The 14109-nt window shown below is 72.0% G+C and carries 19 protein-coding genes; 6 read left to right on the top strand and 13 right to left on the bottom strand.

The annotated features are described in order from the left end of the window. Nucleotides 1-9 precede the first annotated feature (9 nt). Genes AB0G28_RS23095 through AB0G28_RS23085 form a run of 3 tightly spaced genes read left to right on the top strand, consistent with a single transcriptional unit; the run spans nucleotide 10 to nucleotide 1567 of the window. The gene (locus tag AB0G28_RS23095; protein WP_361092313.1) at nucleotides 10-513 is read left to right on the top strand and encodes a VOC family protein; all 504 of its coding nucleotides are present in this window, start codon (nucleotides 10-12) and stop codon (nucleotides 511-513) included. 56 nt (nucleotides 514-569) lie between these two features. After that, nucleotides 570-1142, top strand: a complete 573-nt coding sequence (locus AB0G28_RS23090) for a hypothetical protein (protein ID WP_361092310.1) — start codon at nucleotides 570-572, stop codon at nucleotides 1140-1142. Between the two features lie 23 nt (nucleotides 1143-1165). Then, entirely contained in the window at nucleotides 1166-1567 is a 402-nt protein-coding gene (locus AB0G28_RS23085; protein ID WP_361092307.1) for a CoA-binding protein, read from the top strand. 44 nt (nucleotides 1568-1611) lie between these two features. Here AB0G28_RS23085 and AB0G28_RS23080 read toward each other — a convergent pair whose 3' ends face one another. The 13 genes from AB0G28_RS23080 to AB0G28_RS23020 all read right to left on the bottom strand — a co-directional run bounded on the left by AB0G28_RS23080 (nucleotide 1612) and on the right by AB0G28_RS23020 (nucleotide 10612). After that, the gene (locus AB0G28_RS23080; protein ID WP_361092304.1) at nucleotides 1612-2139 is read right to left on the bottom strand and encodes an NHL repeat-containing protein; all 528 of its coding nucleotides are present in this window, start codon (nucleotides 2137-2139) and stop codon (nucleotides 1612-1614) included. 74 nt (nucleotides 2140-2213) lie between these two features. After that, nucleotides 2214-2777 carry a GvpL/GvpF family gas vesicle protein gene (locus tag AB0G28_RS23075; RefSeq protein ID WP_361092301.1) on the bottom strand — a complete coding sequence of 188 codons (564 nt, stop codon included), beginning with the start codon at nucleotides 2775-2777 and terminating at the stop codon, nucleotides 2214-2216. Continuing rightward, entirely contained in the window at nucleotides 2774-3100 is a 327-nt protein-coding gene (gene gvpJ, locus AB0G28_RS23070) for a gas vesicle protein GvpJ (RefSeq protein WP_361092298.1), read from the bottom strand. The genes AB0G28_RS23075 and gvpJ (AB0G28_RS23070) overlap by 4 nt, the downstream gene beginning before the upstream one ends. Then, nucleotides 3097-3354, bottom strand: coding sequence for a gas vesicle protein K (locus AB0G28_RS23065; protein ID WP_361092295.1), 258 nt, complete (start codon nucleotides 3352-3354; stop codon nucleotides 3097-3099). Before AB0G28_RS23065 ends, gvpJ (AB0G28_RS23070) begins: the two co-directional genes overlap by 4 nt. Then, on the bottom strand, nucleotides 3351-3539 hold the full coding sequence (gene gvpJ, locus AB0G28_RS23060) for a gas vesicle protein GvpJ (protein ID WP_361092292.1): 189 nt from the start codon (nucleotides 3537-3539) through the stop codon (nucleotides 3351-3353). Before gvpJ (AB0G28_RS23060) ends, AB0G28_RS23065 begins: the two co-directional genes overlap by 4 nt. Further along, nucleotides 3532-4266 (bottom strand): GvpL/GvpF family gas vesicle protein, encoded by a 735-nt coding sequence (locus AB0G28_RS23055; protein WP_361092289.1) that lies wholly within the window; start codon nucleotides 4264-4266, stop codon nucleotides 3532-3534. The genes gvpJ (AB0G28_RS23060) and AB0G28_RS23055 overlap by 8 nt, the downstream gene beginning before the upstream one ends. Continuing rightward, nucleotides 4263-4574 carry a gas vesicle protein gene (locus AB0G28_RS23050; protein ID WP_361092286.1) on the bottom strand — a complete coding sequence of 104 codons (312 nt, stop codon included), beginning with the start codon at nucleotides 4572-4574 and terminating at the stop codon, nucleotides 4263-4265. Before AB0G28_RS23050 ends, AB0G28_RS23055 begins: the two co-directional genes overlap by 4 nt. Before the next feature lie 16 nt (nucleotides 4575-4590). Continuing rightward, complete coding sequence (gene gvpO, locus AB0G28_RS23045; RefSeq protein WP_361092283.1) at nucleotides 4591-4920, bottom strand: gas vesicle protein GvpO; 330 nt, start codon at nucleotides 4918-4920, stop codon at nucleotides 4591-4593. A gap of 184 nt (nucleotides 4921-5104) precedes the next feature. Beyond that, nucleotides 5105-5785 carry a response regulator transcription factor gene (locus AB0G28_RS23040; RefSeq protein WP_004558522.1) on the bottom strand — a complete coding sequence of 227 codons (681 nt, stop codon included), beginning with the start codon at nucleotides 5783-5785 and terminating at the stop codon, nucleotides 5105-5107. After that, on the bottom strand, nucleotides 5785-7173 hold the full coding sequence (locus tag AB0G28_RS23035; protein WP_361092279.1) for an ATP-binding protein: 1389 nt from the start codon (nucleotides 7171-7173) through the stop codon (nucleotides 5785-5787). The genes AB0G28_RS23040 and AB0G28_RS23035 overlap by 1 nt, the downstream gene beginning before the upstream one ends. Nucleotides 7174-7393: 220 nt before the next feature. Beyond that, nucleotides 7394-8110 (bottom strand): glutamine amidotransferase, encoded by a 717-nt coding sequence (locus AB0G28_RS23030; RefSeq protein ID WP_361092276.1) that lies wholly within the window; start codon nucleotides 8108-8110, stop codon nucleotides 7394-7396. Then, the gene (locus tag AB0G28_RS23025) at nucleotides 8103-9296 is read right to left on the bottom strand and encodes a MurT ligase domain-containing protein (protein WP_361092421.1); all 1194 of its coding nucleotides are present in this window, start codon (nucleotides 9294-9296) and stop codon (nucleotides 8103-8105) included. Before AB0G28_RS23025 ends, AB0G28_RS23030 begins: the two co-directional genes overlap by 8 nt. A gap of 392 nt (nucleotides 9297-9688) precedes the next feature. Next, nucleotides 9689-10612: an NADP-dependent oxidoreductase gene (locus AB0G28_RS23020; protein WP_361092273.1), complete on the bottom strand. Its 924-nt coding sequence runs from the start codon at nucleotides 10610-10612 to the stop codon at nucleotides 9689-9691. A gap of 75 nt (nucleotides 10613-10687) precedes the next feature. On the opposite strand from AB0G28_RS23020, the gene AB0G28_RS23015 reads away from it, so the two are divergent. The 3 genes from AB0G28_RS23015 to AB0G28_RS23005 all read left to right on the top strand — a co-directional run bounded on the left by AB0G28_RS23015 (nucleotide 10688) and on the right by AB0G28_RS23005 (nucleotide 14107). Further along, nucleotides 10688-11281 (top strand): helix-turn-helix domain-containing protein, encoded by a 594-nt coding sequence (locus AB0G28_RS23015; protein ID WP_361092270.1) that lies wholly within the window; start codon nucleotides 10688-10690, stop codon nucleotides 11279-11281. Nucleotides 11282-11609: 328 nt separating this feature from the next. Continuing rightward, entirely contained in the window at nucleotides 11610-12392 is a 783-nt protein-coding gene (locus tag AB0G28_RS23010; RefSeq protein ID WP_093953488.1) for an IclR family transcriptional regulator, read from the top strand. Nucleotides 12393-12415: 23 nt separating this feature from the next. After that, complete coding sequence (locus AB0G28_RS23005) at nucleotides 12416-14107, top strand: lactate permease LctP family transporter (protein ID WP_361092266.1); 1692 nt, start codon at nucleotides 12416-12418, stop codon at nucleotides 14105-14107. Nucleotides 14108-14109 lie beyond the last annotated feature (2 nt).

Raw genomic sequence — 14109 nt, 5'->3', positions numbered from 1 at the left:
GTGAGGGACATGGCACCGACTCAGGCCGAGGTCGCCAAGCTCGCCGAGATCCGTGACGAGCTGCGCGAGCGTCACCTGCACCCCGCCGCCGAACGGCCGGCGACGAACGGCCGCGGCATCCACCACACCGCGCTGATCTCCAGCGACGTCGAGCGGACCATCGAGTTCTACCAGGACCTGCTCGGCTTCCCGCTCACCGAGCTGATCGAGAACCGGGACTACCCGGGCTCCAGTCACTTCTTCTTCGACGTCGGCAACGGCAACGCGGTCGCCTTCTTCGACCTGCCCGGTCTGGACCTCGGCCCGTACGCGGAAGTCCTCGGTGGACTGCACCACCTGGCGCTGTCGGTCACGCCCGAACGGTGGAGCGTCATCAAGGACAAGCTCGACGAGGCCGGTGTGCAGTACCTGCTGGAGAGCAAGACCTCCATCTACCTGTCCGATCCGGACGGTGCCCGCGTCGAGCTGATCTCCGACCCGCTCGGCGAGATGTACGGCGAGAAGATCGGCTGAAAGCGTGGTCCGGGCGTCGTCGGCGAACTAGCCTGTGCGCGACGCCTGGAGGTCCGATGCCCGACTGGTCGCTCTCCCGCGCGAAGGCGCGGCTCGATCACCGCGAGAAGCTCGACGAGCTCACCGCGCGCACCCGGTTCGAGGTGCGGCTGCACCTGAACGAGCCGGCGACGAACGGCGCCTACGACGAGCTCACGAGCATCTTCGCGATCGGGCACGGCGAATGCGCCGCGCTGCTCCAGCACCACCGCCTGCTGCCGTGGTGGGAACGCTCGCTGCTGTTCCGGTACGCGCGGCGCATGCACGGCAAGGCCATCTTGCGCAGTGTCGGCGTGGTTCCCGCCGAGGTCGCACCGCAGGCGGCGCGCGCCTTCGGCGCCGAAATCGCCGAACTGGCTCCCGGCGCCGGCGACACCGGCGCGAAGTACGACCTGCAGGGCCGCGGCCTGCTGACCGTGTTCCGGATCGCCATCGGCGCCAAGGGCGCGACCTGGCCGGACCGCCACGAGGTCGCGACGACGTCCGCCCGCAACATCCTGACGTGTGCGGCGACCTTCGCCCACCGCAAGCCGTGGCACGTCGTCTGGCCGGTCTACCGGGTGCGCGGCCTGCGCTTGTGGAAGCTTTGACGGCCGCCGCGCGTTCCACCGGTATGAACGCGGAGCAGATCCTCGAGAGCGCGAAGACGATCGCCGTCGTCGGCCTGAGCCGGGACCCGGCCAAGGCCGCGCACGGCGTCCCGGCGGTGCTGCAGGCGCACGGCTTCCGGATCATCCCGGTGCACCCGACCGCGACCGAGCTGCTCGGCGAGAAGGTCTACCGGTCGCTGAAGGACATCCCGGAACCGGTCGACCTCGTCGACGTCTTCCGGCCGTCCGCCGAAGCACCCGGCATCGCCCGCGACGCCGTCGAGATCGGCGCCAAGGCATTGTGGCTGCAGCAGGGCATCGTCTCCGCCGAAGCACGCCGCATCGCCGAAGAAGGCGGGCTGGACTACGTCGAGAACCGGTGCACCGCCGTGGTCCGCGCGACGGCCGCGATCTCGAAGAACTAGCGTCGCAAGCCGGGCCGCTGCCGACGAACCTCGGACACGCGACACTAGCCGGACGCTCCGAAGTGGACGATGCGGTGGTTGCCCGTCTCGGCGACCCAGACACCGCCCGCGCCGTCGTCGGCCATGTCCCTCGGTGAGCCGATCGGCTCGGCCGTGTCGGACAGCGCGGCGCCCGTGCGGGTGCAGAACCGGGCCACGCGGCCGGTGTCGTCGACCAGCAGCCGCCCGGCGTGGTCCAACGCCACCGCGCGGGGCCTGACCAGGCCGCCGAACTCGCGCACGAACCCGCCCCACCACGAGAACTGCACCACGCGGCGGTTTCCGGTGTCGGCGACGTAGACATTGCCCGCCGCGTCGACCGCCACCCCTTCCGGTGCCTTGAGGCGCCCGGCCAGGACGCGTACGAGCGAGCCGTCGTGGGTGAACGCCTGGACTCGGTCGTTGCCGGTGTCGGCCACCCACACGCGGCCGCGGGCGTCGACGGCGATCCCCGACGGCGCGCGAAACTGCCCGGGCCCGGCGCCGGGCCCCCCGAACGCACGCGGGAGCGCGGCGAGTTCGCTGCTGGTCACGGCACCAGGATCACCGGGCGCGAGCCACGGCGGCCAGGGCCGGGACGAGTGTTCAGCGACTGTTCCGCCCCCGCTCACCAGCTCCAGCGCGAGCACGTCCGCCGGTCGAGGAAGCTGTACGCGGGCAGCGGCCCGACCCACTCGGCCTGGACGCCACCGTCGCCGAGCCCGGCGACGGCGTCGCGGACGACGAGCAGGTCGCCCAGCCCGACCAGGAACGCCCACCGCTCGTCGGCGGACTCGCCCGCCGGCAGGCAGACCGAGTCGCGGGCCCGTTCGGCGACCTCCGAGAGCAGTACGTCGGAGCGCGCCGCCCGCCACGCCGACCCGGGCTCGGTGAACCGCAGGCAGACGTGCACCTCGGCCAGGCCGTCGAGCCGGTCGAGGTCGGCGCGGTAGGCGTCGGCCGACGGGGCCAGCACCTCGGCGCGGACGGCGTCCTCGTCCTCGGCCACCGTGCCGAACCGGACCGGCAGCACCGGGCCGCCCTCGACGAGCGCGGACACCACCGCGAGGTGCGTCGCCGGATCGGGCTGGGCGGGCGCGTCGCCGACGACCATCGCCAGGTCCTCCCAGCACACCGTGCGCGGGGCGCGCGGATGCCCGGCCCGGACGACGCCGTACAGCTGCAGCGTCACGACTGCTCGACCGGCACCGCCGGCTCCACCGGCACCGCCACCGCGGGCGTCGGCGGCGGGGGCGGGATCAGCCCGACGGTCTGGTCTATCCCGATCGAGACCTGCCCGGGGTTGGGCATCTTCGCCTGGGCGTTCACCCGCTGCATCGCTTCGAGGTAGCGGATGTAGGTGTCGACGCTGGCGATCACGATCCGGGCCTCGATCGCCAGCAGCTCGATCCCGATCAGGGACACCTTCACCGAAGCGTCGATGACGAGTCCCTTGTCCAGCAGGATGTTGAGGGTGTCGGCGAGCCCGCCGCCCGTCTGTCCGGGGTTGGTCACTGCGGTCTTCGTCCTTCCGTTTCCAGGATGCCGGCCGGGATTTCGTCGAGGGCCGCGCGGATTTCGGCGAACCGGAGCTCCAGCCCGATCAGGGCCTGGCCGAGCTCTTCGATCTGGTCCGGGGTGAGGGTGCCGGCGTCGAGGCGCCGCAACGCCTGCCGCTCCAGCACTTCCTTGAGGATGTCGAGCACGGTGACGACCAGGTGGCCGAGCCCGCGGCCGGCGTCGGCGGCGATCCGGACGGGCTCGCTCATCCCGGCGGCCCCTCGATCCCGAGCAGCAGCAGCCGCAGGTCGAGCCGCACCAGGTCGATGCCGGCGAGCGAGATGATCACGTCTCCGTTCACCACGGCACCGCGGTGCACGACCCGGTCGAGCAGGTCCGCGACGGCCTCGACGGCGTTGCCGCGGCCGATCTCGACGATGTCGGGGTCAGCCACGGGCGGCCGCCCCGAGTTCGACGTCGGTGAACGAGTACGGCGGCCAGGGCCCGGAGGTCTCGACCGTCGCGCCCACCTCGCGCAGCTCGCGGGCGAACCACTCGAACTCGGCGTGGAACGCCGCCTCTCGCCCGGTTTCCACCAGGTAGGCGGTGTTGACCAGGACACCGTGCGGCCGGGCCCGCCCGACGCTGTCGGCGGCGTGCCGGCGCAACGCGTTCTTGAGCCGCCCGGCGGCGCCGACGACGTCCTCGCGGGCCCGCTGGATCGCCTTCAGCCGTTCGCGCCGCCGGACGAGGTACTGCGTGCCGGTCAGGCCCGCGGAATCGGGCCGGCTGGTGGCGGCGGGTTCGGTGTGCCGCACGCGGACACCCCACTCGCGGTGGCCCGCCACCTCGTCGAGGCAGTCGCGGGCCTGGTCGTAGGCGGTCTCCAGGAGCCGGAGCGCAGCCGCCTCGCCGTCGATGACCGTGCCGAACCGCAACGGCAGCACGGGTTCGTGGCGGAACACCGCGCGCACCACGGCGTCGTGCTCGCGGGCCAGTTCGGCGAGCGCGCCGTCGACCGGATCGAGCGTGTCGATGCGGTCGAAGCGCGCCGGCGCCACGTCGGCGACGACGACGCCGAGGTCGCGGTAGCCGATGAGCCGGGGTGCCGGGGTCAGGTCCAGTTCGGCCGGGCGGTTGCGGGTGATCGCGTACGCGCACAGCCAGTTGCGGGTGCTCACCGCGGTTCGTCCCTCCCGCCCGGCACGGGCAGCCGGGCCTCCAGCTCGGCGACGCGCGCCGCCAGGTCGCGCCTTCCGACATCGCCGTCCAGCTCGCCGCGGGCGGCATTCGGCGAGAAGAACGGGTCGTTCGTCCACCAGTCCATGCCCATTTCGCGGGCGGTCTGCGCGGAAGCGATGAACAGCCGGATCCGCAGGGTCAGCAATTCGACGTCGACGACGCTCACGCCGATGTCACCGGCTATCACCACGCCCTTGTCGAGCACGCGTTCCAGGATGTCCGCCAAGGAATCGGACGAAGTGCCCAATCTGTCGACCTTCCTTTCAGGAATCGGTGGCACCCCGGGTGAACCGCCGCAACCGCTCGCACGCGCTGAGTTCGCCGTCACCGTCGACGTCCACCCGGTAGGTGGCCATCACGCTGGTGGAGTCCGGGATCCTGGCCAGCTCGACGACGTCGACGAGCACGGACCAGCCACCACCGGGGCGGCTCCGGACCCCGGTCACGGCGTGCGGGGTCAGCCCGGTCACCAACCCGAACTGGGCCTTCGCCACACCGATGGCGTCGACGAGCCGCAGCCCGGAAACGGATTTCCCGGCGGCTTCGGAAGAATTGTTATTTTGGGCAGGGAACGGCAGAGGCGATTCCGTCATCGCTTTCCTTGTCGGGGGTGGTGCCCACCGTAGCAACAGCGACGACTACGCGCAGCGCGGACGCGGGACGGTATTTTTCACCGGTTCGCGGTAACGGTTGGGCAATCCGCGCCAGCCGGTGAGGGCAAATGGCCCAAGGCACGGACACCCAGCGGAACCAAATTGCCGCGAAACGGCCATTGGATCACGATCGGGTAACGTCCACCAGGCGGTAGCCCACGCCGCGGACCGTCTCGATGGTGTGGGTGCCGAACGGCGCGTCGATCTTGCGCCGCAGGTACCCGATGTACACCTCGACGACGTTCTCGTCGCCGTCGTAGTGCGCGTCCCAGACGTGGCCGAGGATCTCGTTCTTCGACAGCGCCGTTCCCGCCCGGCGCAGCAGGAACTCCAGCAGCCCGAACTCGCGCGCGGTCAGCTCGATCCGCTTTTGTCCCCTGTGGACGGTCCGGGCGGAGGGGTCGAGCCGCAGGTCGCCGGCCTCGAGCACGGCCGGGCGGGCCGGGGCACCGCGGCGCAGCAACGCCCGGAGCCGGGCGATGAGCACGACGAAGGAGAACGGCTTGGACAGGTAGTCGTCGGCGCCGAGGTCGAACGCGTCGGCTTCGTCGTATTCGCCGTCCTTCGCCGTCAGCATCAGCACCGGCGTCCAGTTCTCGGCCGCCCGCAGGCGTTTGAGCACCTCGTAGCCGGACAGCTCGGGCAGCATGATGTCGAGCACCACGACGTCGTATTCGTGCTCGGTCGCCCGCCAGAGGCCCTCGCGTCCGGTGTGGGCGACGTCGGCGGTGAACCCCTCGGCGACCAGCCCGCGCCGCAGCGTCTCCGCGAACTCGCGCTCGTCCTCCACGATCAGCAGGCGCACTACTCCTCCTTCGGCAGGGCGATCACCGGCAGCTCGATCACGAACCGCGCGCCGGGCTCCTCCGACGCGGCGTAGCGCGCCCGGCCGCCGTGGCGCGCCGCGATGCCGGCGACGATCGGCAGGCCCAGCCCGGTGCCGCCGTGTCCGCGCTGCCGCGACGCGTCGAGCCGGACGAACCGTTCGAAAATCCGTTCCCGGTCGGCTTCCCCGACGCCGGGACCGTCGTCGCTCACCTCGACGACGGCGAGGTCGCCGCGCACCGCGCTGCTGACGCGGATGCGCGAGCGCGCGTGCCCGCGGGCGTTGTCGACCAGGTTCCGCACCGCCCGCCGCAGCTGGGCCTCGCTGCCGTGCACCTTCGCCGGCCCGGCCCGGACCTCGACGTCCGCCGTGGTCTCGCCGCGAACCCGCTCGGCTTCGGCGCGGACGATGTCGTCGAGGTCGACCTCGGTGCGCTGCGGCCGGTCGGTCGTGTCGTCGGTGCGGGCCAGCATGAGCAGGTCGTCGACGAGCTCGCGCAGCCGCGCGGTCTCGCGGGCGATCACCGGCACCAGGTCCGTGGTGCTTTCCGGGTGGCGGCCGGAGACGTCGAGAGCAGTGCTGATCGTCGAGAGCGGTGATCTCAGTTCGTGGCTGGCGTCCGCGACGAACCGGCGTTGCGCGGCCTGCGCCGACGCGAGCCGGGACAACATCTCGTTGAGCGTCACGGCCAGGCGCTGCACCTCGTCGCCGCCCGGCGGCAGCGGCACGCGCGCGGCGAGGTCGCGGGTCGAGATCTCGGCGACGGTCCGGCGCATCCGCTCGACCGGCCGCAGCGCCGAGCCGACCGCGCGGTACACCGCGAGCCCGGCGATCGCCAGCAACGGCACGGCGATCAAGCCGAACAGCAGCGTCAGCCGGGTCGAGGCCTCCGCGACCGGTTCCAGCGAGCGCGCGGAGATCACCGTGAACGGCCCGCCCGGCCCGTTCACTTCCTGCGACACGACGCGGTAGTCGGCGCCGTCGCCGTTCAGCCCGAGCGGCAGCGTCTCGATGGTCTCCTGCCCGACGGCCGGGCGCGCCGTGGTCAGCGGCGGGTGCCCGACGATCGCCGGGTCGCTCGCGATGGGCCTGCCCCGCGCGTCCAGCACCTGCGTGACGGCTTCGGTGTCGCCGGTGCTGGCGACGTCGCTCGCGCTCAGGTCACGCGCGCCTTCGCGGACGAGCTGGATGGCGACCTGCCGTCCGGTGCTGCGGGCACTCTCGGTGACACTGCGGTCGAGCGACTCCTCCAGCAGCAGCACCACGACCACCCCCGCGGCGGCGATGGCCAGCGCGAGCGCGAACACCGCCACCGCGGTCGTGCGCATCCGGACGCCGGTCGCGGCGATCACCCTGCCGAGTCTCACCAACGCAGCGTAACGACCGGCCCAGAACCGGCCCGACCCAAGCGCCCCAATGTGGCGTTGGATGACACAGCGGCGCGAAGCGCCTCCGTTGAGGGTGGTGGTGGGGGCATGGGAGGAGCACCGAACGCCACATTGGGTGCGTTGGACGCACCGAACGCCACATTGGGGCGCTGGCGAGTGGCCAACAGCGGCGGCCGGGCGCGGTGGCTGGACCACGGGCTCACCGGCGGCGGCGCGGGGTGACGAGCCGCTCTTCCCGCAGGCGGTCGACCTCGGGCAGGGTGAGCGGGCCGAGCGGGTGCCCGGCCGTCCAGGACAGCAGCAGGTCGGCCAGCGCGGGGTTGCGGGCGAGCGCCGGGCCGTGCAGGTACGTGCCGACGACCCGGTCGGTCACCGCGCCTTCGGTGCCGTCGCCGTTGCCCGTGCCGCGCACGACGTGCCCGAGCGGTTCGCTGTCGGCACCGAGCTTGCTGACACCCAGGTGGTTCTCGAACCCGGTCAGCGACTCGCCGTCCAGGAGCCGCGAGGGCGTCGCGACCAGTTCGGCGACCGCGCGGCGCTCGCCGGGTTCGGTGGTGACGTCGAGCAGGCCGAGCCCGTCGTGGTCGACGCCGTCGAGGCCGCGGAAGCGCGTGCCGAGCACCTGCAGGCCGGCGCACACGCCGAACACCACCGCGCCGGCGGCGACGGCTCGTCGCAGGCCGGGGTACTTCCGCAGGTGCGCCGCGGCCAGCGTCTGGGCGCCGTCCTCGCCGCCCCCGAGCAAGTAGATGTCCAAAGTGGACGGCACCGGCTCGCCGAGCCCGACCGGGACGACCTCCGCGTCGAACCCGCGCCACTGCAGCCGCTTGCTCAGCACCTGCGCGTTGCCGGTGTCGCCGTAGGTGCCGAGCACCTCCGGCAGCAACAGTCCGATGTGGACGACCGAGTCAGGCATCGGCCAGCCTGCCCACCAGGTCGCGGAACGCGGTGTAGTTGGCGACCAGCTCGACGGCGCCGGGCGGCAGCGCGTCGATCGCGGCGACCGGGTCCGGCTCGGCCCAGTGCGCGACCTCGGCGTAGCAGAGCCGCACGGACAGGTCGGCGCCGCGCTCGCCGGTCACGACCACCTGGCGCCCGCGGAGCCGCTCGAAGTGCACGTCCCAGAGCCAGGACAGGTCCCGGCCGTCGGCCTCCTGGGCGTTCACCGCGACGACGACCGGGGTGTCCTCGTCCAGCACGCGCAGCGTCTCCACCCAGCCGGCCGGGTTCTTCGCCAGCATCAGCCGCACGGAGTGCCGCGACCGGCGGACGGTCCGATAGCGGCCGCCGATGTCGGTGATGGTCCGCAGCCGCGTCGCGGCAGTGTGCGGCGGCACGCCGAGCCGGTGCGCCGCGGCGAGCGCGAGCGCGGCGTTGGCGCGGTTGGCGTCACCGGGCAGCCGCAGGTCCAGGTCGACTTCGCGGCCGCCGGGCGTGCGGACGAGGTCGCCGTCGAGCGTCCAGGCGGGCTCCGGCCGGGCGAGCCCGCACGCGCAGCCCCAGTGCCGGTCGTGGGTTTCGACACGGCCTTCGCACCGCGGGCACGCGGTCGAGTCGCCACTCCAGCGTTTGCCCGCGGCGACCCACACCGGCTTGGCGGCCACGCTCGCGGCCGACGTCACCAGGACGTCGTCACAGTTCGCGACGACCACCGTGCCGGACAGCTGCGCGATCGCGGCCCGGAGGTCACGTTCGGTGGCGCGGACCTCGCCGACGCGGTCCAGCTGGTCGCGGCTGAGGTTGAGCAGCACCAGCACCGCGGGCTGGACCTGGTCGGCGACCCAGGGCACGTAGGTTTCGTCGACTTCGAGGACCGCGTACGGCGCGTCCGGCCGGGCGGTGAGGGCGGCGAGGACGCCGTCGGGCATGTTGGCGCCGTCGCTGTTGGCGGCGACCTCGGCCAGGGCTTCGAGGGCGCGGGTGAGCATCAGCGAGGTCGTGGTCTTGCCGTTGGTGCCGGTGACGAGCACGACGGTGCGTTCCCGCCCGAGGCGCCGCAGGGCACGCGGATCGAGCGCGAGGGTGACGCGGCCGCCGATCATGCCACCGCGGCCGAGCCCGGAGCTGCGGGACAGCCAGGCGGTCAGCCGCCCGGCGGCCACGGACGCGCGGGTACGGAAGGGGCTTCGGACGCTCACCGGCGCATGGTGCGTGTTGGGCGCTGTGAGTTTCCTGAGTCCGTGACGCCGCTCTCTGACGCCGCTGTCCGCGGCTCAGCCTCACCGCCCGGCCCAGCGCACCGCCCGCCGGTGTCGCGTCCGAGATTCGTTGCCGGCGGCTCGGTGATGCGCCCCGATGAGGTTTTCTCACTGGCGGGCTGCGTGGGTCGGCGTGGCAGGCCACTCCGCCGGCTGCGACCCGCTCATGTCTTGAACGACTCGTTCAGGACCTGGGGTGTCTTGAACGACTCGTTCAAGACACCCGCAGCCCGCGGGATTCACTGCTGCCGCTGGCCACAGGAGCTCGCCGGGTGCAGGTAGCCGCGCCAGGCAACCTAGAAGGTGACGACGACCTTGCCGTGGACGTGCCGCCCCGCCTGCAAGGCGACCGCGTCACGGATCCGCTCGACCGGGAACACCGCGGCGATCGGCACGGTGAGTTCCCCGGCGAGGATCGCCTCGGCGATCCTCGCCATGGCGCCCGGCTCGGCGTCGGCGCCCCCGGTGGCGCGCACCCCGCCCGGCGGCTGGGGCCCGGCGGCGATCGTGGCGATCCGCTCGGGCGGGACGCCGAGCGCCAGCGCGGCCTCGGCCGTCTCCGTGCCGAACAGGTCCGTCGCCGCGGTCACGCCACCCAGTTCCCGCACGCGGTCCGCGAGTCCCGGCCCGTAGGCCACGGGCTCGGCGCCGAGCTTCCGCAGGAAGGGGAACGTGCCCTCCGAGGCGGTGCCGATCACGGTGGCGCCGGCGAGCTTCGCGAGCTGGACGGCGAAGATGCCCACGCCGCCGGCGGCCCCGCCGATCAGGACGGTGTCCCCCGCCCGCAGGCCGACCGCGGCCAGCGCGGCGGCCGCGGAGGAGCCGGCCACCGGGAGCGTGCTCGCCACCTCGTCGCTGATCCCGGCCGGCGTGGGGAAGAGCCCGTCGGGTGCCTGAGCGGGTGCTTTGAGGACCACGAAGTCGGCGACCGCCCGCCCGAGCGCGCCGCCGTGGACGCGGTCACCCACGGCGAAGCCCGTGGCGCCGGGGCCGGCCTCGTCGACCACGCCGGCGAAGTCGTACCCGAAACCGGACGGCAGGGTGATGCCGAAGTTCGCCGCCGCCTCGGGCCGCGAAGCGAGGCCCCAGTCCATCGGGTTCAGCCCGGCGGCCGTCACGCGGACCCGCACCTCACCGGGGCCGGCGTGCGGCTCCGGCACGTCTCGCAGCTCCAGCACCTCGGGACCGCCGAACTTCTCGTAGCTGACGGCTCTGCTCATGGGGACCTCCCGTTGATGAGACTTGGTCCCATCACCGTACACCGACGACGGGACCAAGTGCCGTAAACTGCTGCCATGGCCCGCTGGGAACCGAACGCGCCGGAGCGGCTGAGCAAGGCCGCCCTCGAACTGTTCGCGGAACGCGGCTACGAGAACACGACGGTGATCGACATCGCGCAGCGCGCGGGCCTGACGAAGAGCACGTTCTTCCGGCACTTCCAGGACAAGCGCGAAGTGCTCTTCGGTGGCGGCACCCTGGCAGGCCTGCTCGCCGGCGCGATCGCCGCGGCACCGGCGTCCGCCACTCCGCTCGAAGCGGTGACCCACGCCATGGACGCGGTAGGCCGCGAAGCCTTCACGCCGGACCGCCGCGAGTACACCGCGCTCCGGCGGACGGTGATCGCCGCCAATCCGGAACTGCGGGAGCGTGAAGCGTTGAAGGGCCTGGCGCTCACCGCGGCGATGACCGGCGCACTCGAGCAGCGCGGCGTCCCGCAGCTGACCGCTTGCGTCGCCGCGGAGTTGGGGGCGCTCGCCATGAAGATCGCTTATGAGCGCTGGAGCGGCACAGCGGACGCCGGCTTCGGCGAAGTCGCACGGCGAGCCCTCGACGAGATCCAGGCAGCGATCGCCATCGAGCAGTCCGAGCCCGCCGACCGTCGTCAATGACTCATTCCCGTCACCGGACGACAGGAATGAGCCATTCACGTCTTCCAGGACCCGCCGTCCGCCCTGCCGACCACTCGCGTGCACATTCACGGACCTGAACGACAACGTTGTCGAACTTGTCGAAAGCCGCTGTCCGTGAGCCCGCAACCGCCATAGGTAGGAAACTTAACCATCGGATGTTGTACCAATTAGCGTCCGCAAGTACCGCCATTGTTCCGAGTTTTCGCAAGATCTTCCGCTGATTCATCGGAGGTGTTACCGTCCAACCCCACCCAGCGGAAAGGCGTACCGCTGAGCGGAAAACCGGGAACGTCCAACGGAGGACAACGTGGGACCGGAGCGCGGGCTGGAACAGAGCGGCACTCTCGAACGCGGGCTGGCGGTGCTCGAGCACGTGGGCCGGCACCAGGAGATTTCCACCAATGCGATCGCGCGGCAACTGGGACTTTCCCGCAGTGCCGCCTACCGCATCGTCGGCACCCTCAAGAACCTCGAGTACCTCGAAGCCGACCAGGTCACCGGCCGGGTCAGGCTCGGGACGCGGCTCGTCGAGCTCGGGGCCCGGGCGATGGCCGCCACCGATCTGCACCGATGCGCGCCGAGGTATCTCGCGTCGCTCGCCGAACGGTCCGGTGAAACCACCTATCTCGCCGTTCCCGACAACGACACCATGGTCTACGTCGCCACCGAACGCAGTGCCAGCGCCGTCACCCTCGCCTGCCGGCTCGGGACGCGGCGGCCGCAGCACGCGACGTCGCTCGGCAAGGCCTGGCTGGCCGCGCTGCCCGAAGCCGACCGGGCCGAACGCGTCCGGCGGATGAAGCTCGATCCCTTGACGCTCAAGACGATCAGCGATCCGCACCGGCTGCTCGACGAGCTGGCGAAGACGAGCCGTCGCGGGTGGGCGATCGACGAGGTCGAGAACGAGCCGGACGTCGGCTGCGTCGCCGCCGCCGTGCGGGACCACTCCGGACGGCCGATCGCCGCCATCAGCATCGCCGGGCCCGCGCCTCGGGTGCTGCGCCGGCTCGACGAGCTCGGCGCCTCCGTCGCCGGGACCGCCGCCGCCCTTTCCCTCCGGCTCGGGTACGTCCGGGGCCGGCCTGCCTGAGCACACCGGCAAAGGAGCCGACCGTGACCTGGATCCAGGACTACCAGCCGGCGGGCGGGCTGTGGGTTTCCGCGCTGCTCGCCGCGCTCCCCATCATCGTGCTGCTGGTTTCGCTCGGGGTGATCCGCTTCTCCGCGCACCTTTCGGCGGCGCTGGCGCTGGTCACCGCGCTCGGCGTGGCCCTGCTGCTGTACCGGATGCCGGCCGCGCTGGCGTTCGACTCCGCGGCGATGGGCCTCGTGTTCGGCGTGTGGTCGGTCGCCTGGATCGCGTTCCACGCCGTCTACTTCCACAACATCACGGTCGCCACCGGCCGGTTCGACGCGATCAAGCGGGTGCTCGCCGGGTTCAGCGAGGACCGGCGGCTGCAGGCGCTGCTCATCGCGTTCAGCTTCGGCGCGCTGCTCGAAGGCGTCGCGGGCGGCGGATCGCCGATCGCGATCACCGCGGCGATGATGGCCGCGCTCGGGTTCCCGCCGGTCAAGGCCGTCGTGCTGGCACTGCTGGCGAACACCGCGCCCGTCGCGTTCGGCGGGCTGGGCAACCCGCTGATCGTGCTCGGCAGGCTGACCGCGCCGATCATGCACCTCAAGCAGGACCAGGCGACCGAGCTGTTCTCGGCGATGGTCGGCCGCCAGGTCCCCGTGCTGGCGCTGATCATCCCGGCGTTCCTGGTCGTCGTCCTGGCCGGCTGGAAGCGCATGCTCGAGGTGTGGCCCGCGGTGCTGACCGCCGGGCTCGCGTTCGCGGCCATGCAGTTCGTCGCGTCCAACTACATCAGCGCCAGCCTGGTCGACGTCCTCGCCGCGCTCACCGCGATGGCCGCGTTGTGGGTCCTGACGCGGTTCTGGCAGCCGGCCACGGTGTGGCGCTTCGACGGCGAAGAAGCGCCCGCAGCCGCCAAGAGCCTCGGCGCCGCCCAGGCCGAACGCGGCGCGCTCTACGCGTGGATGCCCTACATCATCCTGATCCTGGCGATCTTCCTGTCGCGGATCGGCACGATCTTCAAGAACCTGCCCGCCTGGCTGGACCTGACCAAGCTGCTGCACAAGGCGGACTGGGTCTTCGCGTGGCCGGGCCTGCACAACCACGTCGTGCAGCACCCGCCGATCACGGCGAAGAACGCGCCGTACGCGGCGACGCTCACCGTCGACTTCCTGTTCTCCCCGGGCACCGTCGCCCTGATCGCCGCGGTGATCGCCGGCTTCGCGATGGGCGCGCGGCCGGGCCTGCTGCTCAAGACGTACCGCAACACGCTGTTCCAGATGCGCTGGGCGCTCGCGACGATCTTCATGATCCTGGCGATCGCGTTCGTGATGAACTACTCGGGCGCGACGCAGACGCTCGGCCTCGCGCTGGCGACGACCGGCGCGGTCTTCCCGCTGTTCTCGGCCTACATCGGCTGGCTGGGCGTGTTCCTGACCGGCTCGGACGCGTCGACGAACAGCCTGTTCGGCCCGATGCAGGTGATCTCGGCGCAGCAGCTGAACCTCAACCCGATCCTGGCGGGCGCGACGAACACGTCCGGCGGCGTGATGGGCAAGATGATCTCGCCGCAGAACCTCTCGATCGGCGCGACGGCGATCGGCCAGAGCGGCAAGGAGGGCTCGCTGCTGCGGCAGACGTTCCTCTGGTCGCTGCTGCTGACCGCGGTGGTCGGCGTGATCTCCCTGCTCCAGGCGACGATCCTGACGGCGATGATCCCGTCGCCCTAGGC

Origin of the sequence: Amycolatopsis sp. NPDC021455 (assembly GCF_040640995.1) — a bacterium.
Classification (GTDB): domain Bacteria; phylum Actinomycetota; class Actinomycetes; order Mycobacteriales; family Pseudonocardiaceae; genus Amycolatopsis.
This window is presented reverse-complemented; position numbering and strand designations above follow the sequence as displayed.

Excerpts from the sequence above, each read along its gene's own strand:
- AB0G28_RS23095 (WP_361092313.1), top strand. The coding sequence starts at position 10 with ATGGCACCGACTCAGGCCGAGGTCGCCAAGCTCGCCGAGATCCGTGAC.
- AB0G28_RS23090 (WP_361092310.1), top strand. The coding sequence starts at position 570 with ATGCCCGACTGGTCGCTCTCCCGCGCGAAGGCGCGGCTCGATCACCGC.
- AB0G28_RS23085 (WP_361092307.1), top strand. The coding sequence starts at position 1,166 with ATGAACGCGGAGCAGATCCTCGAGAGCGCGAAGACGATCGCCGTCGTC.
- AB0G28_RS23065 (WP_361092295.1), bottom strand. The coding sequence starts at position 3,354 with ATGAGCGAGCCCGTCCGGATCGCCGCCGACGCCGGCCGCGGGCTCGGC.
- gvpO (WP_361092283.1), bottom strand. The coding sequence starts at position 4,920 with ATGACGGAATCGCCTCTGCCGTTCCCTGCCCAAAATAACAATTCTTCC.
- AB0G28_RS23030 (WP_361092276.1), bottom strand. The coding sequence starts at position 8,110 with ATGCCTGACTCGGTCGTCCACATCGGACTGTTGCTGCCGGAGGTGCTC.
- AB0G28_RS23020 (WP_361092273.1), bottom strand. The coding sequence starts at position 10,612 with ATGAGCAGAGCCGTCAGCTACGAGAAGTTCGGCGGTCCCGAGGTGCTG.
- AB0G28_RS23015 (WP_361092270.1), top strand. The coding sequence starts at position 10,688 with ATGGCCCGCTGGGAACCGAACGCGCCGGAGCGGCTGAGCAAGGCCGCC.